General features: G+C 47.2%; 21 protein-coding genes, 3 pseudogenes and 1 riboswitch. Of the genes and pseudogenes, 20 read left to right on the forward strand and 4 right to left on the reverse strand.

The window, feature by feature from the left end; translation table 11 throughout:
- The first annotated feature begins 60 nt into the window (after positions 1 to 60).
- From ACMV5I_RS13860 to ACMV5I_RS13905, 10 genes and pseudogenes are all read left to right on the forward strand, one after another.
- On the forward strand, positions 61 to 915 hold the full coding sequence (locus ACMV5I_RS13860) for a tagatose bisphosphate family class II aldolase (protein WP_284122315.1): 855 nt from the start codon (positions 61 to 63) through the stop codon (positions 913 to 915).
- A 697-nt stretch (positions 916 to 1,612) separates the two neighbouring features.
- On the forward strand, positions 1,613 to 2,914 hold the full coding sequence (gatZ, locus tag ACMV5I_RS13865) for a tagatose-bisphosphate aldolase subunit GatZ (protein ID WP_141133142.1): 1,302 nt from the start codon (positions 1,613 to 1,615) through the stop codon (positions 2,912 to 2,914).
- Entirely contained in the window at positions 2,907 to 3,404 is a 498-nt protein-coding gene (gatA, locus tag ACMV5I_RS13870; protein WP_202671898.1) for a PTS galactitol transporter subunit IIA, read from the forward strand. The genes gatZ and gatA overlap by 8 nt, the downstream gene beginning before the upstream one ends.
- On the forward strand, positions 3,401 to 3,685 hold the full coding sequence (gene gatB, locus ACMV5I_RS13875; protein WP_021181786.1) for a PTS galactitol transporter subunit IIB: 285 nt from the start codon (positions 3,401 to 3,403) through the stop codon (positions 3,683 to 3,685). The genes gatA and gatB overlap by 4 nt, the downstream gene beginning before the upstream one ends.
- A gap of 3 nt (positions 3,686 to 3,688) precedes the next feature.
- A complete protein-coding gene (locus ACMV5I_RS13880) occupies positions 3,689 to 5,071 on the forward strand; it encodes a galactitol-specific PTS transporter subunit IIC (protein WP_024482804.1) in 1,383 nt (460 codons plus the stop codon).
- Between the two features lie 167 nt (positions 5,072 to 5,238).
- On the forward strand, positions 5,239 to 6,288 hold the full coding sequence (gene gatD, locus ACMV5I_RS13885; protein ID WP_414824599.1) for a galactitol-1-phosphate 5-dehydrogenase: 1,050 nt from the start codon (positions 5,239 to 5,241) through the stop codon (positions 6,286 to 6,288).
- A 224-nt stretch (positions 6,289 to 6,512) separates the two neighbouring features.
- Positions 6,513 to 7,301, forward strand: a complete 789-nt coding sequence (locus tag ACMV5I_RS13890; protein WP_059199417.1) for a DeoR/GlpR family DNA-binding transcription regulator — start codon at positions 6,513 to 6,515, stop codon at positions 7,299 to 7,301.
- Between the two features lie 123 nt (positions 7,302 to 7,424).
- Positions 7,425 to 8,777: a glutathione-disulfide reductase gene (gene gorA, locus ACMV5I_RS13895; protein ID WP_021181790.1), complete on the forward strand. Its 1,353-nt coding sequence runs from the start codon at positions 7,425 to 7,427 to the stop codon at positions 8,775 to 8,777.
- A gap of 425 nt (positions 8,778 to 9,202) precedes the next feature.
- Positions 9,203 to 9,401 (forward strand): annotated as a pseudogene (locus ACMV5I_RS13900) (transposase); the annotation flags it as partial.
- A gap of 10 nt (positions 9,402 to 9,411) precedes the next feature.
- Positions 9,412 to 9,520: pseudogene (locus tag ACMV5I_RS13905) on the forward strand (IS1 family transposase); the annotation flags it as partial.
- A gap of 569 nt (positions 9,521 to 10,089) precedes the next feature.
- Here the strand turns inward: ACMV5I_RS13905 and ACMV5I_RS13910 are convergent.
- Positions 10,090 to 10,338: a winged helix-turn-helix domain-containing protein gene (locus ACMV5I_RS13910; RefSeq protein WP_414824600.1), complete on the reverse strand. Its 249-nt coding sequence runs from the start codon at positions 10,336 to 10,338 to the stop codon at positions 10,090 to 10,092.
- 531 nt (positions 10,339 to 10,869) lie between these two features.
- On the opposite strand from ACMV5I_RS13910, the gene ACMV5I_RS13915 reads away from it, so the two are divergent.
- The 8 genes from ACMV5I_RS13915 to ACMV5I_RS13950 all read left to right on the forward strand — a co-directional run bounded on the left by ACMV5I_RS13915 (position 10,870) and on the right by ACMV5I_RS13950 (position 20,167).
- A complete protein-coding gene (locus ACMV5I_RS13915) occupies positions 10,870 to 11,409 on the forward strand; it encodes a fimbrial protein (protein ID WP_261262663.1) in 540 nt (179 codons plus the stop codon).
- A gap of 47 nt (positions 11,410 to 11,456) precedes the next feature.
- Positions 11,457 to 12,191, forward strand: a complete 735-nt coding sequence (locus ACMV5I_RS13920; RefSeq protein ID WP_414824601.1) for a molecular chaperone — start codon at positions 11,457 to 11,459, stop codon at positions 12,189 to 12,191.
- Between the two features lie 112 nt (positions 12,192 to 12,303).
- Positions 12,304 to 14,778, forward strand: a complete 2,475-nt coding sequence (locus tag ACMV5I_RS13925) for a fimbria/pilus outer membrane usher protein (RefSeq protein WP_414824602.1) — start codon at positions 12,304 to 12,306, stop codon at positions 14,776 to 14,778.
- 5 nt (positions 14,779 to 14,783) lie between these two features.
- A complete protein-coding gene (locus ACMV5I_RS13930) occupies positions 14,784 to 15,515 on the forward strand; it encodes a molecular chaperone (RefSeq protein WP_414824610.1) in 732 nt (243 codons plus the stop codon).
- A 45-nt stretch (positions 15,516 to 15,560) separates the two neighbouring features.
- The gene (locus tag ACMV5I_RS13935) at positions 15,561 to 16,565 is read left to right on the forward strand and encodes a fimbrial protein (protein WP_414824603.1); all 1,005 of its coding nucleotides are present in this window, start codon (positions 15,561 to 15,563) and stop codon (positions 16,563 to 16,565) included.
- A 194-nt stretch (positions 16,566 to 16,759) separates the two neighbouring features.
- The gene (locus ACMV5I_RS13940) at positions 16,760 to 17,320 is read left to right on the forward strand and encodes a tyrosine-type DNA invertase (RefSeq protein WP_261156188.1); all 561 of its coding nucleotides are present in this window, start codon (positions 16,760 to 16,762) and stop codon (positions 17,318 to 17,320) included.
- A 635-nt stretch (positions 17,321 to 17,955) separates the two neighbouring features.
- A riboswitch (M-box (ykoK) riboswitch) is annotated at positions 17,956 to 18,129 on the forward strand.
- Positions 18,130 to 18,404: 275 nt separating this feature from the next.
- Positions 18,405 to 18,485 (forward strand): protein MgtS, encoded by an 81-nt coding sequence (gene mgtS, locus ACMV5I_RS13945; protein ID WP_223501571.1) that lies wholly within the window; start codon positions 18,405 to 18,407, stop codon positions 18,483 to 18,485.
- A 317-nt stretch (positions 18,486 to 18,802) separates the two neighbouring features.
- Positions 18,803 to 20,167, forward strand: a complete 1,365-nt coding sequence (locus ACMV5I_RS13950) for a cation-efflux pump (protein WP_414824604.1) — start codon at positions 18,803 to 18,805, stop codon at positions 20,165 to 20,167.
- 76 nt (positions 20,168 to 20,243) lie between these two features.
- Here ACMV5I_RS13950 and ACMV5I_RS13955 read toward each other — a convergent pair whose 3' ends face one another.
- Positions 20,244 to 21,584, reverse strand: a complete 1,341-nt coding sequence (locus tag ACMV5I_RS13955) for an amidohydrolase family protein (protein ID WP_414824605.1) — start codon at positions 21,582 to 21,584, stop codon at positions 20,244 to 20,246.
- 620 nt (positions 21,585 to 22,204) lie between these two features.
- Here ACMV5I_RS13955 and ACMV5I_RS13960 point away from each other — a divergent pair.
- Positions 22,205 to 22,375 carry a hypothetical protein gene (locus tag ACMV5I_RS13960; RefSeq protein ID WP_414824606.1) on the forward strand — a complete coding sequence of 57 codons (171 nt, stop codon included), beginning with the start codon at positions 22,205 to 22,207 and terminating at the stop codon, positions 22,373 to 22,375.
- A 22-nt stretch (positions 22,376 to 22,397) separates the two neighbouring features.
- Here ACMV5I_RS13960 and ACMV5I_RS13965 read toward each other — a convergent pair whose 3' ends face one another.
- Both ACMV5I_RS13965 and ACMV5I_RS13970 read right to left on the reverse strand, forming a co-directional pair.
- On the reverse strand, positions 22,398 to 22,904 hold the full coding sequence (locus ACMV5I_RS13965; protein WP_414824607.1) for a hypothetical protein: 507 nt from the start codon (positions 22,902 to 22,904) through the stop codon (positions 22,398 to 22,400).
- 1 nt (position 22,905) lies between these two features.
- Positions 22,906 to 23,628, reverse strand: coding sequence for a winged helix-turn-helix domain-containing protein (locus tag ACMV5I_RS13970; protein ID WP_414824608.1), 723 nt, complete (start codon positions 23,626 to 23,628; stop codon positions 22,906 to 22,908).
- Positions 23,629 to 24,102: 474 nt separating this feature from the next.
- Here ACMV5I_RS13970 and ACMV5I_RS13975 point away from each other — a divergent pair.
- Positions 24,103 to 24,516: pseudogene (locus ACMV5I_RS13975) on the forward strand (IS6 family transposase); the annotation flags it as partial.
- Between the last annotated feature and the right edge of the window lie 496 nt (positions 24,517 to 25,012).

The following is a 25,012-nucleotide window of genomic DNA, read 5'->3' on the forward strand; positions in this document are numbered from 1 at the left end:
CTTCCGATTAGATGATGACTATCGAAAGATAACGTAACCAAAGAAAACAGGAGGCAGGCGGTGTACATCATTTCGACCAATAATATGCTGCAGAAGGCACAACAACAGGGCTATGCCGTACCGGCCTTCAACATTCATAACCTGGAAACCATGCAGGTGGTGGCTGAAACCGCCGCGCACATGCGCTCACCGGTGATCCTGGCCGGTACGCCCGGTACCTATCTCTATGCGGGAACGGCTAACGTGGTCGCTATTGTCAAACAGCTGGCCGCCGAATACCGCATCCCGCTGGCGGTGCATCTGGATCACCATGAGACTCTGCAAGATATTGAAACCAAAGTGCATGCAGGCATCCGCTCGGCCATGATTGATGGCTCACACCTGCCCTTTGCGGAAAATGTCGCGCTGGTGCGGCAGGTGGCCGAGTTTTGCCATCGTTATGATGTCAGCGTTGAGGCGGAGCTGGGGCGGCTTGGTGGCGTTGAGGATGGCATCAGCGTTGATGCCAAGGATGCCCGCTATACCTCGCCGCAGCAGGCCGAGGAGTTTGTGCGTTCCACCGGCATCGATTCACTGGCGGTGGCGATTGGTACGGCACATGGGCTTTACCAGGGCAAGCCAGAGTTGGATTTCACTCGCCTTGGGCAGATCCGCGACAAAGTCAGCGTACCGCTGGTGCTGCATGGTGCGTCGGGCTTGCCAGACGCTGATATTCAGCAGGCGATTCGGCTAGGAGTGTGCAAGGTGAACGTGGCGACGGAGCTTAAGATCGCCTTTTCCGATGCGCTGAAGCAGCATCTGGCGGAGCATCCGCAGGCCAACGATCCGCGCCACTATATGCAGCCCGCCAAGCTGGCGATGCAGCAGGTGGTGCAAAAGGTGATTCAGGTTTGTGGCTGTGAAGGCAGGCTGTGACCTACGCCAGCATGGTAACGGCCCCTCACCCTAACCCTCTCCCACAGGGAGAGGGGACCGATCGAGTGTGTCTGAAAACTCAGTGACGTACCTTGGATAAGGGGACGATCGAGTTTAATGAGATGACCTCTTTACTTCCAAAAGAGCAGGGGCTAACAGCTCCCTCTCACTAAAGGAGAGGGAGCCGATCAAGTGTGTCTGAAAACTCAGTGACGCACCTTGGATAAGGGGACGATCGCGTTTAATGAGATGACCTCTTTACTTCCAAAAGAGCAGGGGCTAACAGCTCCCTCTCACTAAAGGAGAGGGAGCCGATCAAGTGTGTCTGAAAACTCAGTGACGTACCTTGGATAAGGGGACGATCGAGTTTAATGAGATGACCTCTTTACTTCCAAAAGAGCAAGGGCTAACAGCTCCCTCTCCCTGTGGGAGAGGGTTGGGGTGAGGGGCATCCTCTCGTCACAATCACCGCTTTCACTTTATTGCGTATGCCCATTCCTCTTTTCACCAAATACCTGTAATCAACTGATTTTAAATAACTAAAATCACCCCGTTCGTTAACTTACTCCCTCACACTGAAAGCACCGGCGCGGAAAAATAGCGGTAAAGTTTTCGATCTTGATCACGAATAATAGAAAAGTGCATTGCTAACCTTTCGAAACATTACGATTATATTCGTAAGAAAACGGAGGGTAGAATGAAAAATATAATCGCACGACATAAAGCAGGGGAGCCGATCGGGATCTGCTCTGTCTGTTCGGCACACCCATTAGTGATTGAAGCTGCATTACGCCTGGATCTGCACAGCGATCGCCAGGTACTGATCGAGGCCACATCCAACCAGGTTAATCAGTTTGGCGGTTACACCGGCATGAAACCGGCGGATTTCCGGCAGTTTGTCTGCGATATTGCGGCAACCGTCGGCTTCCCGCTCTCCCGGCTGCTGTTAGGGGGCGACCATCTAGGCCCGAACTGTTGGCAAAATGAACCCGCCGCCAGCGCAATGGCGAAAGCGGAAGTGTTGATCGCCGACTACGTCACCGCCGGATTCAGCAAGATCCATCTGGATGCGTCCATGTCCTGCGCCGACGATCCGATCCCGTTAGATCCCCACGTGGTGGCAGAACGCGCCGCCCGCCTGTGTCAGGTCGCCGAACGGGTCGCTACCCCAGAGCAAAAACAGCAGCTGACCTATGTGATTGGGACCGAGGTGCCCGTTCCTGGAGGAGAATCTTCCGCCATTGGCAGCGTACATATCACTCACGCGACGGATGCCGCCGCCACGCTGGAAACTCACTATCAGGCCTTCCGCAAGGCCGGGTTGGCAGAGGCGATCCCGAGGATCATCGCCGTGGTAGTGCAGCCAGGAGTGGAGTTCGACCACTCACAGGTGATCGCTTACCAACCACAGCTGGCCCGCGAGCTCTCCCAGTTTATTACCACCACGCCGCTGGTCTATGAGGCACACTCTACCGATTACCAAACGCGTGAAGCCTATCAGCAGCTGGTGCGCGATCACTTCGCCATTCTCAAGGTTGGCCCGGCCCTGACGTTTGCCCTGCGCGAAGCGGTGTTTGCCCTGGCCAATATCGAACAGGCCCTGATTGCCCCGGAAAAACGTAGCCAGATACTGGCGGTGATTGACGCCGTGATGCTCGACGAACCGGATTACTGGAAAAAGTATTACCACCCGACGTTCAGCCGCTCGCTGATCGACCTGCATTTCAGCCTGTCGGACCGTATCCGCTACTACTGGCCTCACCCGCGTATCGCACAAAGTATGACGACGCTGCTCAATAACCTCGACCAGCAAGAGATCCCAGCAGGCCTGCTGAGTCAATACTTCCCGCTGCAGTATCAGCGCGTGATGGAACGCAAGCTGGCGAAGCAGCCCCACGCACTGATGATCGACAAAATTCAGGATGTGCTGCGCGCTTATCGCTTCGGCTGTGCCCCCGCAGAGCAAGCCAAAAACGCCGAGGAGATGGCCCATGCATAACAGCCAACTGTTCGTTCGCACTGGCATCAGCTTTGCCGACGCGCAGCAGGCGCTGGAGCACATTGGCGTCACCATGCTCAACGCCGGGGTTGTTCACAACAGCTATCCGCAGGCGTTGCTGGTGCGTGAGAGCGCTTATCCCACCGGCATCGCCCTTGAGCAGCACGCGGTCGCCATCCCCCATTGTGAAGCGGAGCATGCACGTGCCCCGGCTATTTATCTAATCCGCCCTGACCAGGCTGTGCCCTTCGCTCAGGCGGATGATGACGGCACGATCGACGTTGCGCTGATTATCGCGCTGATCGTCACCGACCCGGCGGCGCAGTTGGTTTTACTGCGCACGCTGTTTGGCCAGTTGCAGCACCCCGAGTTTATCACTGCGCTACTGACCGCCCCCGAGGACCAACTGGGCGAAATTTTTGCCCAGCGGGTTTTCACTTCGCCCTCCCGACCACAACAAAAAACAGAATATGAAGGAGCCACACTGTGAAACGTAAAATTATTGTTGCCTGCGGCGGTGCCGTTGCCACCTCGACCATGGCCGCAGAAGAGATCAAAGAGCTGTGCGCGGAGCACAACATCGAGCTGGACTTGGTGCAGTGCCGCGTGACCGAGATTGAAACCTATATGGACGATGCCGATCTGATCTGTACCACCGCCCGCGTCGACCGGCAGTTTGGCGATATACCGTTGGTGCACGGCATGCCGTTTATTTCCGGCGTCGGCATCGATGCGCTGAAACAAAAAATACTGACCATTCTGACGGAGTAGCCCATGTTTACCGACATCATGCGTTACATCCTCGATCTCGGCCCTACGGTGATGCTGCCCATCGTGATCATCATCTTCTCGCTGATTTTAGGGATGAAATTAGGGGATTCATTTAAATCCGGCATTCATATCGGCATCGGTTTTGTCGGTATCGGACTGGTTATCGGCCTGATGCTGGACTCGATCGGCCCGGCGGCGAAGTCGATGGCCGAGCAGTTCCAGATCAACCTGCACGTGGTGGATATCGGTTGGCCAGGCTCATCACCGATGACCTGGGCCTCGCAGATTGCCCTGATCGCCATCCCGGTAGCGATTGCGGTCAATATCGTGATGCTGCTGACGCGTATGACCCGCGTGGTTAACGTGGATATCTGGAACATCTGGCACATGACCTTTACCGGTGCCATGGTGCATCTGGCCACCGGCTCATACTGGCTGGGTATGCTGGGCGTGGTGGTGCATGCCGCCTTCGTCTACAAGCTGGGGGATTGGTTCGCCAAAGACACCCGCGACTTCTTCGGGCTGGAAGGGATTGCCATTCCGCACGGCACCTCCGCCTATATGGGGCCGATCGCCGTACTGGTGGACACCATTATCGAGAAGATCCCCGGCCTGAACCGCATTCACTTCAGCGCAGACGACGTACAGAAACGCTTTGGTCCGTTCGGCGAGCCAGTGACCGTCGGCTTTGTGATGGGGCTGATTATCGGTGCGCTGGCCGGTTATGACCTGAAGGGCATTCTGCAACTGGCGGTGAAAACCGCTGCCGTGATGCTGCTGATGCCACGGGTGATCAAACCGATCATGGATGGCCTGACGCCCATCGCCAAGCATGCCCGTAAACGCCTGCAAGCACGCTTTGGTGGCCAGGAGTTCCTTATCGGCCTCGATCCAGCGCTGCTGCTGGGCCATACCGCCGTGGTCTCCGCCAGCCTGATCTTTATCCCGCTGACCATTCTGATCGCCGTCATCGTCCCAGGTAACCAGGTGCTGCCGTTTGGCGATCTGGCGACCATCGGCTTCTTTGTGGCCCTCGCCGTGGCGGTGCACCAAGGCAACCTGTTCCGCACGCTGATCTCGGGTTTTATCATCATGAGCATCACGCTGTGGATCGCCACCCAAACCATCGGGCTGCATACCCAACTGGCTGCCAATGCCGGTGCGCTGAAAGCGGGCGGTGTCGTGGCCTCGATGGACCAAGGCGGCTCACCGATCACCTACCTGCTGATCCAACTGCTCACCTGGCAAAACGTGGTGGGTCTGGTGGTTATCGGCGTCATTTACGCCATCGGGGTGTTCCTCACCTGGCGCCGTGCCCGTCAATTTGCCCAGGCTGAAGCCTCCGCCAAGCAACAGGCAGCCCAAAGCCTCAACGCCATGTCCTAATCCTTCGGGGGAGCCCGCCTCCCCCTCAAAGTATTTGCAAAGGAGCGAGCAGGTTCGACCCGATCTAACCCATTGATTATCCAAACGGGCGCAGCATGCAGCGCCCCTACGATGTGAGTCTGTTGGGGAGTCAACTCCTCCAATCTATTTTCTACGGAGTTCAAGTTATGCAATCAGTCGTGATCCATACGGAGGGAGAAGTGCGCGTTGAAGAACGCCAAGCTCCTGCTATTGAGGCCGCCGATGAGGTGTTGGTTCGGGTGGCGTATTCCGGGCTATGCGGTTCAGATATCCCCCGCATCTTCGCCAAGGGCGCGCATTTCTACCCGATCACCCTGGGGCATGAGTTCAGTGGCCGGGTCGTGGCCTGCGGCGATCGGGTTACCGATCTGCAACAGCATGATGCCGTGGCCTGCGTCCCTTTGCTGCCGTGCTTTAACTGCTCGGAATGCCAGCGCCATTACTATTCGCTGTGCAAGCATTACCAGTTCGTCGGTTCACGCAGCCACGGTGGCAACGCCGAGTTTATCGTAGTCAAACGCGCCAATCTGGTGAAATTACCTGCCAACGTCAGCTTATTGCAGGGGGCGTTTATTGAGCCCATCACCGTCGGCCTGCATGCCATTCAGTTGGCTGGGGGCTGCCAAGACAAAGAGGTGATCATCATTGGTGCCGGCACCATCGGCCAACTGGCGATCCAGTGTGCCAGAGCGATGGGCGCACGCAGTGTCACGGCGATCGATATCAATGACGACCGGCTCAAGCTGGCACGGCAGATCGGTGCAGAAAACGCGTTTAACAGCGCGGAGCTTAGCCCTTCAGAGATAGCCGAACGTTTACAGGAAAGGCGCTTTGATCAGTTGATTCTGGAAACCGCTGGCACGCCACAAACGGTCGGGCTGGCATTGGATATCGCCGGGCCGCGGGCACAAATCGCGCTGGTGGGGACGCTGCATAAAGATCTGCACCTGTCTTTCAGCACCTTCAGTCAGATCTTGCGCAAGGAGCTGACGCTACTGGGCAGTTGGATGAACTATTCGGCCCCGTGGCCAGGGGAAGAGTGGCAGCAGGCCATGAAGCTGTTCCAATCGGCAGATCTGGCTCTGGAGCCGTTGATTGCCAGCATCGATCGCCCGCAGCAATACGCCGCCAGCGTTGCAGCCCTGGCCGGTAAGCCGATGCAGGGAAAAATCATGCTCAAACTCGGCGAAGAGTGACATCAAGCGGCAGAGTTTCTGAATTTGTAGGGGTGAACCTATTCGCCCCTACCTAACCCATTGATTATCTTAACGGGCGCAGCGTGCAGCGCCCCTACGAAGCAAGTCAGTTGCCCTAACTCAGCCATTATTTTGCCTCAAATCCCATCTCCTTGATCTTTATGCTCCCCTTTCATATCCCTTTCGCATAAAATAAAAGCAAAACATTTCGATAGGTCAGGATGATGAACTCTTTTGAAAGACGAAACAAAATTGTCGACTTGGTTCAGCAGAACGGCAGCATCTTGGTCAGCGATCTTTCGAATTCCTTCGGAATTTCTGAAGTTACCATCCGCGCTGACCTGCGCCTGCTGGAAGAAAAAGGCCTGCTGATCCGCTTCCACGGCGGTGCTGCCAGGCCCGGCAGCCAGTTGGAGCAGGAGGCCGAGGCGCCGAAAACCACTGGTGAGGTCATCCTGGAGGAACGCTACCAGCTGGCCAAAGACCCGAAAAAGCGCATTGCGTTAAAAGCGGCGGCCATGGTCAATCCCGGCGATACGGTGATCCTCGACAGCGGCAGCACCACCATGCTGATCGCCGAAGAGCTGGTGAAGATGGGCAATATCACGGTGATCACCAATAACCTGCCCGCCGCCTTTGCGCTTTCCGACAATAAAGACATCACGCTGGTGCTGTGTGGTGGCACGCTGCGCCATAAGACGCGCTCTATGCACGGTTCTATCGCGGAGCTCTCCCTACAGGGCATTGCCGGTGACGTGATGTTCGTCGGGGCCGACGGGTTGGACGCCACCAATGGCATCACCACCTTTAATGAAGGCTACTCGATCAGCGGCGTGATGGCTCAGGCAGCCAAGCGCGTAGTCGCGGTGGTCGATTCCACCAAGTTCGGCCGCAGGGGGTTCAACCTGGTGCTGTCGATGAGCCAGATCGACATGATCATTACCGATACCGGCATCAGCAGTGCCGATCGCCAAGCGCTCGATCGGGCAAAACCCGAACTGGTTATCGTGTAAAATCAACCGGGCAGAGGATCAAGCCTCTGCCTATTACAGCCATCGACGCAATCTTTGCGACAACCCCCTGTCAGGCGTTAAACTCTTACCCTTCTCGAATCACACAACTCATGGAAAACCCAGATGACGAAACATTACGATTATCTAGCAATTGGCGGCGGTAGCGGCGGTATCGCATCGATCAACCGGGCAGCCATGTATGGCCAGAAATGCGCACTGATTGAAGCCAAAGAACTTGGCGGCACCTGCGTTAACGTGGGTTGTGTCCCGAAAAAAGTTATGTGGCATGCGGCACAGATCGCCGAGGCCATTCACCAGTACGGCCCGGATTACGGCTTCGATACCACCGTCAACGCCTTTGACTGGAAACGTCTGATCGCCAACCGCACCGCCTACATCGATCGTATTCATACCTCTTACGACAACGTGCTGGGCAAAAACAAGGTTGACGTGATCAAAGGTTTTGCCCGCTTTATCGACGCGCATACCGTAGAAGTCAACGGTGAGAAAATCACCGCCGATCATATTCTGATCGCGACCGGTGGTCGCCCAAGCCACCCTTCAATCCCAGGTGCCGAATACGGCATCGACTCCGACGGCTTCTTTGAGCTGGATGCCATGCCAAAACGCGTGGCAGTAGTGGGTGCTGGCTACATCGCGGTAGAAATTGCCGGTGTGATGAACGCGCTGGGAGCGGAAACGCACCTGTTCGTGCGTAAACACGCCCCGCTGCGTACCTTCGATCCGATGATTGTTGAAACCCTGGTTGAGGTGATGAACACCGAAGGGCCAACCCTGCACACCGAATCCATTCCAAAATCCATCGTCAAAAACGCCGACGGCAGCCTGACGCTGGCGTTGGAAAACGGCAAAGAGTTCACCGTGGACAGCCTGGTCTGGGCCATCGGCCGCGAACCAGCGACCGATAATCTGAACCTGGCAGTCACCGGCGTGAAAACCAATGCCAAAGGTTACATCGAAGTCGACAAATTCCAGAACACCAACGTGAAAGGCATCTACGCGGTAGGTGACAACACCGGTGCGGTTGAGCTGACCCCGGTTGCTGTCGCCGCTGGCCGTCGCCTGTCCGAGCGCCTGTTCAACAATAAGCCGGACGAACATCTGGACTACAGCAACATCGCCACCGTGGTGTTCAGCCACCCGCCAATTGGCACCATTGGCCTGACCGAGCCGCAGGCGAAAGAGCAATTTGGCGAGGATAAGGTGAAGGTTTATAAATCCTCCTTCACCGCCATGTACAGCGCCGTAACTCAGCATCGCCAGCCGTGCCGCATGAAGCTGGTATGTGTAGGTGAAGAAGAGAAGATTGTTGGCCTGCACGGGATTGGCTTTGGTATGGATGAAATCCTGCAGGGCTTCGCCGTGGCAATCAAGATGGGCGCGACCAAGAAAGACTTCGACAACACCGTGGCGATCCACCCAACCGCAGCGGAAGAGTTCGTGACCATGCGGTAATAGTGCGTTCTTATACCTTTGTCACTATGGAAAACCGACTGTAAAAGGTCGGTTTTCTACTTGCTACAATGAGCTCCTCCTTGAAAAAGAGACTCTCCCCCCCAAGCACTGATTATTAAACCTTTTTGACTACAGTAGCTTTTTCATACAAGAGTACTAGTAGCTTAACTCTTAAATGGTGAATCAAATGCACCACTGGAAGTAAAAAAAAGCTGTTGAAAAACTTCATTTATAGGATAAGTATCGGTGGATTCTACTGATATATTTTCGTCATTCCCCTGATCGTCTGCCTTAGCCATATCGCCTAAAAGGACCTGAGAATCGGGGACATCTTCTTTCAAGCGGTTGCAAATTCAAACCTGATCCCGCAGATTAACACACCTCGGTATGAGTAATATCCTCATGATAAACATGAGGGTGCCCCCATGAAGAAGCGTTTAACCGACGAACAGATCATCAGTATTCTCCGCGAAGCCGAAGCCGAGTGTAAGCCCGTGAACTCTGCCGTAGCCACCATTCTACAAATGGCGTAAGAATTTTGGCGGTATGGAAGTGCCTGAAGTTAATCGTCTGAAAACTCTTGAAAAAGAGAACACCCACCTGAAGAAGCTGCTCGCTGAAGCTTTCAACTAAATGTTCAGATAATTTCAGTTTTTGTAAGGTGTTACCTAATGAAAGTCACATCACGGGTAAGCTTTACACACAACGTATTGAGCGTAAAAATGAACCTTCGCAACAGACTAGATTGAATATACTACCAGCAAAAATTTAGTGATATTATGACAAGCTATTTATCTATCGAGAAAATCATTACTGGCATTATATTTCCATAAAACAACCTACTATAATCATCAAGCCTTAAAATCCTGTAGGATATTTTAAACATTACATCTGTAATATTTAAGACATCATCAAGATAGGGATATTTAAATACAGCTCATTAATTGGCGTTATTCTTGAAATGTACTTCATAATACTGATGATATAAGTTGCTCAATTAATTTAATAGTCGAAAGTGAACGATATTTTTTGCTTTAAAACTTCACCGTCTAATATGTGGGCATTATAGTCAGCTAATACTAAACCACTCCCATTTCTAAATTCATAACTAAATATTCCACGTATAAACTCCCCTCCTCCATTTTTTAATGATCTAAGTGTCAGTATTGAACTACAAGTAAAATTGTTATTCTTATTTATTATCAATAAAGAACCTGTCATTATCATTAAAGAAACTCAAAAAAACTACTGATAAAATTTTAATCAACACATTTTTATTACTATACTTAAAAATATGCGCAACTCTGGAAAGTTAAATATTAACCTCCATGATAATATTTGAATGTATTGCTTCAAAAGAGACTGATGGCGATAGCGTTAAACCTTTACGTGGCATTGTTTTTATAATGTTTCCATTAAATGACATACTTGTGAATACTTTCCTTATAGTAGATATGCATTGATAAACCGTATTTGCCGTTTCATATTGAGAGTTTATCTCCCATACATCTTGAACGAAAAACCTTTGTAGCACGGGATTAGGATAGTGTTCAATCAACAACTGTAGGCATCTATTGGCTGATAGTGGAGCTTCTTAACGTTCTCCGGGTTGTTCACATGGTATAAGGTTCCCTCTTCAGGATTGTACATAATGATTTTGTTAAAAATGATATGATACATGAAATGTGAACCTCGTTTTATTCAGAAAATCTGCTATTGTAACCAGTAAAGTGTAGTTCAGAACATTAAATTCAATAAATTAGAGAGTTAACTTACTTATCTGGCAACTAAGACCCAGTTAATATTTTTAGTTAACCACTTGATTTTTATCAAATAAAAACATTAATCACCTCATTTTCCCTTAGTATAATATTTACACATCATTAGCTAAGTGTTTAATCCTTAACTTTACAGTTCAGTGCGACCATAATAGCTCCCCATAACGACTTGAGACCTTTTGTCAGTTTGTCTTGATTGTTATTACTGTATTGGCTTTGCCATTAAAAATGGTTTTCATTAAGCGATTATGTTTTATGAAAATCATGGAAAAATTCAATTAAACCTATCAACATTAGAGTATGGAATTATTTTTATGAAAAAGAACTTGTTAACTGCTGCGCTGTTTACTATGGCTTTTAGTTTGTCTGCTGGTGCATTAGCTGCCGATGGCACAATTAATTTCCAAGGTGTAGTAAACAGCACAACATGTACATTAGATACCGGCAGTCAGGATCTAACAGTAATGTTACCAGCAATCAAATCATCCGACTTTGCCTCGGCGAACTCCGCAGCGACGTCTCCAACAGTCAAATTTAGTCTTAAAGCAACAGGGTGTGAGGCTGGTACTGTCAGTGCTGCTGCAGTATTTGCCACTGGTGGTAATGTTGATGTCACTAATGGTAATCTGAATAATACCTATACTGATGGTACGGATGCTCAGGTACGAATTTATATGGAAGATGGTACAACACCGATTAATTTGGCCAACTTTGGTGAGTCTACCAACAACGTTGGTACCGTAAATGGTAATGATGTTACTATCGATTTCCACGCCAACTACTTCAGCAAAAACACCACTGCAACTCCTGGTTTGCTGCGAACCAGTATTCAATACAGCATGCAATATCTGTAATCGCTCCCCCAGGGGAAACCCTGGGGTTATTTCTACTGAGGCTTACCATGAAAAATACTTATTTTTTTCTTACTTTATTGACTGCTACATTAATGTCAGGCCTGATTGGGTCAGTACAGGCAGCCGTCTATATTGAGGGTACACGTATTATATTCCCAGCTAACAATAGGGAAATTACTGTGAAAACTACCAATAAAGGAAAAACACCTGCATTGATGCAAATCTGGCTTGACCGTGGTAATTCTCAATCACAGCCTCATAATGCAGATGCTCCTTTTTTAGTAACGCCACCCATTTTCCGTCTGGATGCAGGGAAAGGTCAGAGCATACGATTAGCTTTTACTGGTGAGAAATTACCCCAGGACAGAGAAAGCCTGTTCTGGTTTAACGCACTGGAGGTTCCACCATTGGCTAGTAGTGATAAAAGCTATATGCAAATAGCCGTACGCTCAAGGTTAAAATTGTTTTACCGCCCTGAAGGTTTAGCCAGTGATCCCATCAGTGCAGTTAAAAAAGTGACCTGGAAAATTAATACTGCAGTTCCAGGAAAAGGTTATTCATTACGTGGTGAAAATCCAACTCCTTATTATGTAACCTATAGTAAGCTTACGTTATCTATTGCAGGAAAAGTCGAGAATTTGGGAACAGCCATGATTGCACCATTTTCCTCTAGTGAGATTAACTTAAAAACAATAAACACTAGAACTGGCGAGGCTGAACTTATTTATCGTGCCATGGGAGACTACGGCGTCGGTGTTGAGCAAAAAACACCAGTGCACTAATAGCATTTTCATGTCCTTTGCATAGTAATTAACCTCTATTCTAAAATTGTTGTTTTGGTGTATTAATAATATGTGCCGTATAGCTATAACATTTGGAGTCGTCACTCTACTGATGACTCATTCAACGCAAGCTGAAACGACCACTGATGTGCAGTTTAATACTGACTATTTGGTTAACCAGAATGGTAATTCTTTGGATTTATCTCGTTTTGAACGAGGTGACTCTTTTGACGCAGGGGAGTATCGATTAGATGTGTATGTCAATGATCTGCTTGTTGAAATAATAAGTGTGAAAATAGATAATAATAAAAATTATTATTTCTCACTATCGCAAATCAGAAAGTTGGGTGTTGATATCGATAAACTGCCAGACAGTATTGCCAAAAAAAAAGCATTGAAAAATGAAAGCCAGATCGATATTACTTTATTGGTACCAGATAGCAAGGTAGAGTTCGATACCTCCAATTTACGCATTAATTTGAGCATACCACAGGCTTACCTTACCACATCAGATCGTAATTATGTTCCGCCATCAAGGGTAGATGCAGGTGTAAATGCTGCTTTTGTTGATTATAACACCAGCATGTGGAATGCGGATATGCACGGAGAACAACAAACACAATACTATGCGGGAATTAATGCCGGGGCAAATATGGGTGGCTGGCGAGTTCGCCACAGTGGGAATTACAGTCAGAGTAGTGGCGCGAATGCCTTATATACGACAGTTAATACCTATATGCAGCGAGATATTGTGGCACTTAAATCTCAATTGACGTTAGGTGAATATTATACGCAGTCAGACTTATTCGACAGTGTGGCTTATAGTGGTATTCAATTGGCTTTTGATGATCGCATGTTACCTGATTCATTGCGAGGATATGCACCTATCGTTCGTGGAACTGCTCAAACCAATGCCAAGGTCACCGTACGTCAGGGGGGCAATATCCTGATTGAAACCAGTGTGGCCCCTGGGCCTTTTGCCATTGATGGACTTTCAGGCAGTGGATATGCCGGAGATCTGGCAGTGACAGTCACGGAGGCCGATGGTCGCGAACGCTCTTTTACCGTCCCCTTTGCATCGGTATCACAGCTCATGCGTCCTGGGTTTTACCGCTACAGCCTCGTGTTAGGAAAATACAGAGACGATCGCTTAAGTGATACACCTGAATTTATCCAGGCGACTTATCAAAAAGGGCTCGATAATCGTCTGACAGGGTATACAGGTGCAATTGCAGCAGAAAACTATCAGTCAGTATTAGGGGGGGTTGGGATGAGCACGCCATTTGGCGCATTGGCTGCGGATGTTACTCATTCGATAGCATCTGATCTGGCCGTAACCGCAGGGAAAAACACGCGCTTAACTGGGCAAAGTTATCGATTAGGTTACAGCAAATTAGTTGAGTCAACGCAGACCAACTTCACATTGGCAGCATACCGTTTCTCCAGTGATGGTTATATGAGCTTGGCTGATTATTCACAGTCCACTGAAGCTAATGCAGACAATTTTCATGCCTATCGTCAGCGCAGCCGACTCCAGACAAACATTAGTCAAACGTTGGGGGAAGGAATTGGCAGCATTTATCTCAATGGATCGATACAAAACTATTGGCACGCAAAAAAATCAAACGATATGAGTTACCAGGCGGGTTATTCCAATGCTTTTCGTTGGGGCAGTCTAAATGTGACCGTGAGTCGTACCTACACACAATATGGTGAGAATGACACACAATACAGGGCGGGAGTATCGATTCCGTTAGGAAATACATCGCACTCACCTTTCCTGACCTCGTCAATGACCCATTCCCAATCAGATGGTTGGGCCACCCAGGCTGGTTTATCCGGCATAGCTGGGAAACAGAACCAACTGAGCTACAGTGCTTATGGCACTCGCAGCCAAATGAGGGGCGATTCGTTCACCGACACCGGTGGCAACTTACAATACCGAGCTTCCAATGCTGGATTTACAGGCAATGTCAGCAAGGGGAAACAATACCGGCAGTTTGGGTTGGGGGTCACCGGTAGTATGGTTGCCCACCCGGGTGGGATCAACTTCAGCCAGGAGCAAGGTGAAACCAAGGCTATAATAAAAGCTCAGGGAGCAATGGGGGCGAATTTACTAAACAGTAATGGAGCAAAAGTGGGAAGTAATGGCTACGCCGTCGTGAGTGGGTTAACTCCTTATCGGGAAAATACCTTGTCATTGGATCCGAAAGGCCTTACAGATGATATTGAGTTAAGTGTTACTGAACAGAGCACTGCACCGGGCTATGGCGCAATTGTGATGCTTGATTACCCCACAGTTTCCGGACAGCCAGTTTTACTTAAAATAATTGATGATGAAGGTAAAAACCTACCTATTGGGGCAGAGGTAATGAATCTTTCTGATGAAAACTTGACCTTTGTGGGGCAAGGTAGCCGTGTGTTCCTGCGAGTTCAGGATACACAAGGGCAGATAAAGGTTTGGTGGGGAAAAAGTGCCGATCATCAATGTATCGCTGACTATACTTTGCCTAAGAGTGTCAGCAGCAAAAAAGCTTCATTCTTGCACGCTTCAGCTATCTGCCATCGGATCCACTCGAAAGGTTAATGATTATGCGAACTTGTTGTTGTTTTATAGCCTATATATGTTCGGGAGTATTCTTTACCCAGGCCAGTACCACGCTTGGATCTACCCGAGTGATTTATCCGGCCAACGAGCGTGAGGTGACGGTACGACTCCATAACCCTGAACACAGGGCCACTTTGGTTCAAGCCTGGATTGACAATGGCAATATAAACGCCACGCCTGATGATACCATGTCACCATTTATCATTATGCCACCACTGGTTCGTATCAATGCTGGACAAGGCTCGACTCTTAAAATTATTTTCACACATCAAGAACAACTTCCAAAAGACAAGGAATCTGTATTCTGGTTGAACTTTCAGGATGTTCCCCCCATCCTGAAAGGTAATGAAAATAACTATATGCAGCTAGCTTACCGCACAAGAGTTAAGTTATTTTATCGTCCTGAAAAACTACCTGGAAATAGCAACCAGGCCGCTAAAGACGTTAACTGGACAGTTTCTAATAACACGAATGGTAGCAGGAAATTAACTGGATGTAATAAAAGTGCTTTTTATGTCTCACTCAATAAAATCATGTTAACGGTAAGCCAAGTCAGTTATTTCAACAATGATGGAGGAATGATCGCACCTGCAGAATGTGCTGACTTTCCTGTCACAGCAACCAAAAAAATAATGGCAGGAATTGACCAAGTTGATGCTGAGTGGATTGATGATTACGGAGCACTACATCAACAACGTGAAGCGTTGAATCGATAAACTATCAGCCAAGTATTATTTATACAATAGAGTGACTTTAGAGTTATGAACAATCACATTGCCAATGCAATATCCCGAAATTTGAAATTATTCATGCTGTTTTTTACTGCAATGATAGCCTTACCTGCATTTTCAGCATGTAATTTTAATTCTGGTTTCGGGTTGCAGACACATCAGTTAACAGTCAACCCTGTAAACATCACGGCGGCAAGAGATAAAACCATTGGTTCAGTACTGGCTAATGGTGAAGTTTCTGCGGTAAATGGTACGTATGCCAAGTGTAGCGGTTCAAATACCTATGCATACAATGTCAATGCCATGAATGGTATGACGGTAGCCGGTCTGAATAACGTTTTCCCTACTAATATTCCAGGTATTGGTTTACGTTTTTATTCCAAGGATAATAATGGGAAGAATTATCGATTTGTGAACCAAGGTATAATAGGAGGAAGTACGAGCTCCATTAATTGGGGATGGTATCAGAATGGTAATGCATATTGGGGGGTAGATGTCGTAGTCATTGGTCCGATCAGCAGTGGCGCATATGACGGTAATTTGATGGCCTCTTTCCAGCTCGCGGCTTTAAATGTTCTCAATGTCAAGGTTAACCCGTTCACAGTAACCAGTAGCAGTTGTGATGCTTCAACTACACAATCGATGGTGGATTTAGGGATACAACCTTCCCGAGCATTCCCTGTTCAAGGAAGTACAGCCGGACAGAAAGATTTTTCTATCGAGTTACGCGGATGTGCGACGTCAGGCATGACGAGTATCAGCTATACCCTAACGCCACTAAATGCCATAGTTAACTCATCTCAGGCGGTTATGGACATCGATGCGATTGATGGTGCGGCTAAGGGTATCGGAATAAAAATAATGGATGACATAGGTAACCCAGTGAAGTTTAATGTTGCGAAAGCAGTAAGCTATACACCTGGTGCCAGTTCAATCAAAATTCCATTTAAGGCAGCCTTTTATCGGACTAGTACGCAAGAAGTTTCGGCTGGTATGGTTAGAGCACCACTTGTTTTCACAATGACATATAAATGAAGCACTGAAATAACACTATAATTTCTCAATGAACACACTTTTGACGCGGTATTACCAAATATCATAAGTAAATAAATGACACCAGATTCGCTGAAACTCTATTTACTCTACAGGATTATTATTTGGTTCAATACTTAATAAGAATTTTATCGTGTCGTAAAATATCTTGATAAATGTTAATAGGTAAATACCGCATGACGGCTCACACCAATCGTAAATTTTTGAGTATGGATGAAGTACAGCGTTTACTCGATGCAATTCCAGACCATAAAAATACTGTCCGCGATCAATGTATGTTGCTGGTTTGTTTCATTCATGGATTGCGCGTATCTGAACTCTCTAATCTCCGTCTTCAAGATCTGGATTTGCTCAGTAATAAATTGTATGTCAATCGCCTGAAAAACGGGTTTTCCGTCCAGCACCCGATCCAGCCGCGTGAGCAGTCTGCACTGGTCAGTTGGTTGTCGAAGCGCCCGCAATATCTTGAAGCAGATAGTGATTTTCTGTTTCTTTCACGCCAGGGGGGGCGGCTTTCTCGCCAACAAATACATCGACTGATCCGAGAGTATGGTGAACTCGCTGGTCTGAATGTACCGGTGCATCCGCATATGTTACGCCACTCCTGCGGTTATGCGCTGGCAGATGATGGCATCGATACTCGTTTAATCCAAGATTATCTTGGCCATAGAAATATTCAGAATACGGTAATTTACACCGCCAGTAATGCGAAGCGTTTCCGTTCGATTAGAATATAATTACCTCCTGGGAAATACTCTATTAAATTCGTCTATGATAGTTAGACTCATCCAATTTTGGTTGGGTCTAACACATACACAATAAACCTCAAGATACAGTTTTCAGCACCTGAAAGCCATCGTTAATTCCGGACATCATCGGACCAGATGATTTCCGTATACTCTCAATAAAAAACTGAAAATTGCATCCGAAAAACCGTGTTTGCTAGCAAGGTAGCGGTTGTTATGGGCATGCTCATTAATGACCTTTATAGCCGTTCTATCGCATACAGATTTGCACTTTACGCCAGGTCGATGCCTCTATTTAGTTAAATCGATATGTTCTAGTTACCCCATTTAAATCCACGCGTTACGAAGAAAAAAATGAAAACACTAACACTATAGCAATGTCGGATGTATTGGTTGCTAAAGAAGTATTAGATCGCCTTGAAACCCTTAGACATCGAAGATAGGCCCCCCCAAGAAAAACTGGTAAAATATCTTGGTGTACCAGTGTTCCTGCACTTTTCTTTTTATTTTATAAAAATGCAACAAATCGCTTGTTTAAATATAACTTCTTAAATATTACCTCAACGAGTTGCCGATTTTCGAGCACTATCGCGCCCAGTACGCCTATAATCACCGCGTAGTTATATGCAGTATCTCGTTTGGCGAGGCTCCTATACAAACACAGGTTACTGATCTGACGACATCGAGAGATGCCCAAGGTTAAGACAGGCTTTATCGGATTAAGGTTCAGCCCAAGGTAACTTCTGAAATTTTTTTCAGATACGTTGTATAGTGCTAAAACCTGGACGCGGAGATAGGCTTTCTGCACTCCCCCTCTTTGGTTTACTCCTCTATGCGATGCACTGTTGAAGTTTAAACAGCAATAGGGTCAATGACTTCCAGACTCCTCAGCGATGACCGCTACCGCGCCAGCAACACAGGCGGGCCAGCCATTGCTAACTCTTTGAACGCTGACTTTTTCGCCGCCAGGCACCATGACGGTGAATGAAGCCAGAGACTACGTTGCACACTTACTTTTAACCACAGAGGTCGTTATCGATTACAGTTAACCGAGGATAAAATTATGGGAAATATGATGTTTTTTATGGGATTTTTGTTTTTCGTCAGCTCACTGGGGCTGATCGCAGCCTATCTGAGCACCAAATGGGATGACTAATGAACGAAAAAGATCCGCCTAGCATCATCCTCCCCGTAGCCTCATCAAATCATTGCGGGGAGGATGAATAACCGCAATAAACGGACGGTATTTACCGCGCGTGATAATGATGATGATTTTTATTCTTGGATTGCTGTACGCTATTTTTATGATCTCGGCCGGTATTAATGAGATTTATTTACATTCCACCGGTCAAACTGCATTTCTCTCCTGTTTATTGCTGACAGCTACCGCAAGCTTGCTGCTCGTCGCTTTTGTCTGGCAATGTTCCGTAAAAACCAAACGCTGATTTTTTTAATTCAACTATGAGCTGTGCTATGCAAAATCAAAAACAGGCCGTCGCCCGAAACTCGATGATTATCAGCGGATTGTTGGCGTTAGGTAAATTTATCGCAGGTATATTTACCGGCAGTATTGGCCTGATATCCGAAGGCATTCACTCATTTACCGATTTTATTGCCACCAGCATCACCTGGTGGGCAGTGAGCGTCAGCGATAAACCTGCCGATGATGACCATCACTTCGGCCATGGCAAGGTTGAGAATCTGGCCGCATTGTTTGAGGTACTCCTCCTGCTGGCGGCTGGGGGTTGGATCGTCTTTGAAGCAATGAGCAGCCTGATAGGTGAGGCCAACCAGATTGTGGCTGCACCGGTAGTGATTGCGGTACTGCTGGTGTCCATTGTGGTTGACTTCTTCCGTGTCCGGGCCTTGAACCGCGTGGCCAAAGCCACCAACAGCGCGGCTCTGGAAGCTGATGCTCTGCATTTCTTCTCCGATATGTTGTCTTCCGGTGTGGTGCTGTTGGGCATGGTTTTTGTGCTATTTGGTTTTGCCCGTGCGGATGCACTAGCGGCACTGATAGTCGCCTGCTTTATCCTGACTGCCGCCTTGAAGCTAGGGAAACGCTCCTTTGATTCCCTGATTGATACTGCACCTGCTGGCACGCGGGAAGATATCGCGACCCTGCTTAACGATTTCCCCGCAGTGCTGTCTACAGAAAACATTCGACTGCGCAGTGGCGGAGCCACGCTGTTTATCGAAGTGAGCGTTGGGGTATGCCGGACGCTACCGCTTGAGCGGATCAAGGAATTGAAGCTGGCCATTACCGCCAAACTTGCGCAGCAATACGCCAACTCGGAAGTGAGGGTGATTGCCATCCCTCAAGCCAGAAGTGATGAAGATCTGGCAACCCGTATTCGCATGCTGGCCGCCAACCATGGGGCCGTGGTGCAGAGCCTTTCGCTACAACAATTGGCAGACCGTGTGGCGATCGGTATGGATCTGCTGGTTCCGGCCAATGCCAGCGTAGAACAGGCACATGATATTGCCAGCGAGGTGGAGGAAGCTCTACGCCAGACGTTGGGCGAAAATACGGAGATCGAAACCCACCTGGAACCCCAGATGCTGGATTGGCTAACTAGCCAGGATGTGGAACACGGCGAATTGGCAAAGATTGAACAAGCATTGACGGTGTCGGCGCAAAACAGCGGATTGGTGCAAGACATCCATGATATCCGGGCGCGAGAAACGCCACAGGGCGTGATTGTGAATTTTCACTGTCGGGCCCTTCCAGCCTTGTCGATTTCTGCGGTGCACGATGCGGTGGACCATATTGAACGGCAATTGAGAATACAATTCCCGATGGTATCGCGGGTGGTGGGGCATGTTGAGCCGCTGTGATCTCTCACAGCGGAATGATTTGTTAAAGCGCAGAATGGGCTAATTAAATTAGCCCATTCTTTGCCTTTAAGAAAACTCACTTCCCCGCCCGCTGGTTTTTTACTATCTGGCCGTCCTTCATAATGACAGTCAGGTTTTTGCCAGGATCGGCCAGCAGGCCGATATCAGCTATCGGATCGCCGTTGACCAGTAATAAATCGGCTAAAGCGCCGACTTCGACAACACCCAGTTTTCCTGGATAGGGGTTGCGTCGATCTGATAGTGCCAACAATTTTGCATTATCAGCCGTCGCCATTTTGAGCACTTCGGCTGAGGTGTACCAGCGCGTCATGGTAGAAAGCTGAGAGCCTTGCCTGGCTGCCAAATTCGCATCAAATAACACGTCCGTGCCAAATGCGACTTTCACACCGTATTTTTTTGCCAAGCGATAGGCATTATCCGTTCCGGCAAACACTTGTGCTGCCCTGGCTTGTCCGGCTGCATCGGGCAGTTGATTGGCATTTTCGTCAGCCAAAAAAGGCTGCAAACTCCACCATGTCCCCGTATCTGCCATCAGCTTTGCCGTTGCATCATCGGCTAGTTGACCATGCTCAATCACTTTTGCACCGGCCTGAATGGCATTACGAATGGCTTCCGGGGTATATGCATGGACTGTCACATAGGTCCCCCAATTTGCAGCGGCCTCGACTGCGGCGTGAATTTCATCGACGCTAAGTTGTACCGTATCTATCGGGCCATAGGGAGAAGAGACGCCACCGCCCCCGGTCAGCTTGATCTGGCTGGCTCCTTGCAATAATTGTTCTCTGGTACGCTTGCGAATCTCATCGGGTGAATCCGCTATCGCTGATATGCCAACTCGCTCTGGATAGCTCAATTGGTCAGGGGTAGACGGTATCTCTGAAAGCATACGAAAATCACCATGACCACCCGTTTGTGAAATCATTGCCCCCGATGGCCAGATGCGTGGCCCTTTGATGACGCCATTATCAATAGCGAGTTTTAAGCCAAACGCTGGGCCCCCCAAATCGCGAACGCTGGTAAATCCACGCATCAGCGTTGACTCAACTTCAGCACCGGCCAGCAAAGTAATAAAAGTTAACGGAGCCATTGATGCCTGGGCCATGGTAGGGCGCACCATAAAGGTATGCCAGTGAGCATCGATAAGGCCAGGCATCAATGTTTGACCATTGCCAGCGATATGCACTGCATCAGTGGGTGAACTAATCGGTTGGGAAGAAATTTGAGTAATTTTATTGCCTTCAACGGCCACATTCATCTTGGCAGTCAAGGTGCTTCCGTCGAAGATCCGTACATCCTCGAAGATAGTCATTGACGATTGAGCAACGGATAACGAGGGTTGGAGCAGGAGGCCGGTCCAACATGTGGCCAAGAATGTTCTTTTGATTGAATCTAACATCAGTAATGCCCTCTCGGATCCCTGAACCAGGTAGCGTTTATTATTTATGGCTAGTAGATGATCCCCTCTTATCTCCAAAGGAACGTGGGAAGACTTGAGTCTCAATAGAGTTTAGAACGTTGTTATAGGGTTAGTGAAAAATCATTTCCCATTAAGCTGGAGTGCCCCGAGCCCGTCGAAAAATCTGGCCTATATTTTGAGCATAGGAGGAGTCTATGGGCACACCACGATTTACCCCCTAAATTTAGTCCGCCAGATCACTGAGCAGCAGTGTTTAAGGTTATCGCAGGGTTCACTGCGATCTGCATGAAGTCGGTGAAGCATGTAGCAGAAACCGGACACAGTCATCTCGGTGGCGTAAGTGTGTAGGCCTTCGAAAAGCCTCGCCGTGAGGACAGAAACTGTCTACTGGGATATGGTCACTCCATCCCTGATTGAAACCAGTATAATAGACATACGCTGCCAAGCCCCCCACAGAGAGCCGTATATTACATATTTAAGGTAAAATGCCTTGGTCATCATCGCCTCTCCCGTGTTGTCACTCCCGTTCCTGCACCTTGGTTACTACTTTACTACTCTTGCCGTATGAAGACGTAGTTCCTGCAGAAAAGATAAATGTCATGCTCACTGAACAGCAGGTCACAGAATCTATGGTCACTCCCGTTTTCGCAACACCTATTGACCAACCCTCAGGCTTCGACGAGCCTTTTGATGATGACTGCCCCACACTTTTTCATATTACGGGGTTTTACAAACTGCAGCAGATGCAGGCCCTGGATTTTCAAATCTAAGAGAATAAAAGTGAATGCGTATCTACCTTAATTCTTCCATGCACATCATTAATGGGATTTTATTTGTGTAAAATAAGTAACCGGAATCCTTCATTTTAACCACCCTAAACGTTAAATTATCTTTTACATTAATGATGTACTGGTCTAATATTTCCTTCAAAAGGGGATCGGAAAGACTGTTATCTCCACCATCATGAATTTTAGAACTGTACTTTATATTATTTAATGTATAAGTGTTACTTTGTTGGGTGTAGTTGAACGTATAACTGACGTGATGCTCTGATAGTTCTCCCCTTGCTGTAAGCACATCAACGTTAATAGTAATTATCCCATTACCATCCGCCATTTCAAAATGATAAACACCATCAATAAATTCATTTTCTTTCGATTTTAAAGAGTAAAGCTTTAATATTGAAATGCATGATAAATTGTTCTGGTTTTTTTTGTGGAAAAGAATTTCACCTAAAGTGAAGGACACAATTATAATAAAAGCAAGAATAATTAAATAGATATATGTTTTTTTTAACATTTTAATTCACTCTGTAAATAGAGATGCATTTCCCCTGTTTTTCCTCATAACAAACAATGACTGACTCCTTGATGGGGGATTTCATTGAGGAATAATAGATGCTTGCCTTTGTATCACATTTTACATTTTGTTTACTGATAACATTAAGGATGTTTTCCATATCAGTAGTTTCACTTTTGTCGATGTAAATAGCACACTTTTGATAACCCCCTATTTTTTTATAGATATTACTTAGTTTACTCTGTTTTTCTTGATGTAATATATTCACATAGAATAGACCCATGATGGGAATCATAAACATTATAGTTAAAGTGATGAATGTTTTTTTCCTAAAGTAACTTCCAGAATTTATTGAAACCTTTTTTTGCTCTGCAACAATACTAGTATTCAATACATCAATTGATATATTAGTGGATAAACAAACGCCCTTTCGGGGTATGGTTATGATTACATCCTCATTAAGTGAAAGGCTTGAAAATGCTTTTCGTATGGTAGATATACATTGATAAAAAGTGTTTGCAGTAGCAGATTGATCATTTTCTTCCCACACATTTTCTAGGAAAAAACGCTGTTGTACCGGGGTAGGATAGGCTTCAATCAAAATCTGTAAACATCTGTTAGCGGAGTAGTAGAGTTTTAATACATTTTCAGGATTGTCAAGGCGGCATAATGTCCCTTCCTCCGCATTGTAATGGATGATGTTGTTGAATATGACATTAAACATAGTGATACACCTTGAATACTCTTGTTGGTCTTCTTCATTACAATGACTGTAGTATAGTTTATTGGGGTGCATTAGACAATTCTCATAAAAATTCTTAACACGCAGTTAATAACACAGTTAAGATTCTCACCAAGCCATTGATAAGAATGTAAATTTAACCATTTAATCCTAGCTGTGTATTTGTTAATATCTGGCTAAGTACTTTATACTTTTTTTCGTATCTCAAGTGTAGACAATAGATTGCATAATGAAACAGGGACGGTATTAACTACTGCTTATTGAGCGTTATTTATGTGTTTATAGTTGTGTTTGAAATTATGTTTGGCTTTGTTGAATAAAACTAATTTCTGACTGCTATCAGGATCAGATCACCACATACCTGATCCTGTAGCGGCATCCCACGGCAAAGCAATAGGGTTCAGTCGCATTAAGGCGTCGTCAGGTAACATACTTTTTTTGATATGTTGCCTGCCTATGTCTCTAATCCTAAAGCTTTCAAACGCTGGCACTAATCTCATCGATGTTGTTGTTCAATGTGGTCGCTGATATCTGGCTTATACCCTCAACCTGCGGAATCTCGAAGAGATAATGGCGGAGCGCGACGTTATTGTTGACCATTCCACGCTTCACCGCTAGGTTATTCGCCTGGTATCGTTGTTGGATAAGGCCTTCCGCCGACATAAACGTACCGTGGCTCGTTGGTGGCGCATGGACGAAACCTACATCAAAGTTAAAGGACAGTGGAAGTATCTGTACCGCGCGATGGATACAGCAGACCAGACCAACGACTTCCTGCTGACTGCCAAACGGGGCGCTGCCGTCGCCTTGCACTTCTTTCGCAAGGCTATTCGTCATCACGGCAAACTCGAGGTGGTTACTATCGATAAATAATGGTGGAGTACTCAATGGAGGCCCTGTAATATCGGTTGCGACTTACACGCTGAGTTGTGACTAATAAATTTATTTTAACCTTGTATAATTATAATGGGTGAAAATGATAATGTTTAAATGGCATTCATCCTAAATTAATAAATACATAGATGAACGTGCATCATTAGAGCGATTTTTTATGCTGTTTCAAGAACGATCAGGAGTGATATATATTACCAGGAGCAATATACTAAATTTTCAGAAAGAGAACGGGTGATTTTAATTGACACACTACATGGAAAAAAGCTTTTGTAACTGCCAAGCAGTTACAATTATCTGAAAAACTGTTTATGCACATAAAATTAATACTTTTAGAAAACTTGGCGTGGCTTTGTTGAATAATTCGGATTTAGATAAAAGCGCCTCTCGTCACTGATTTCCTCAGGCAATCCGCACACTTTCTGGCATCCCTGCACGCGTCATTTTGTTTAAGGCACGGATCATGGCCATAGTT

The sequence above is a fragment of the Serratia sp. T13T92 genome, assembly GCF_047530105.1.
Lineage (GTDB): Bacteria > Pseudomonadota > Gammaproteobacteria > Enterobacterales > Enterobacteriaceae > Chania > Chania fonticola.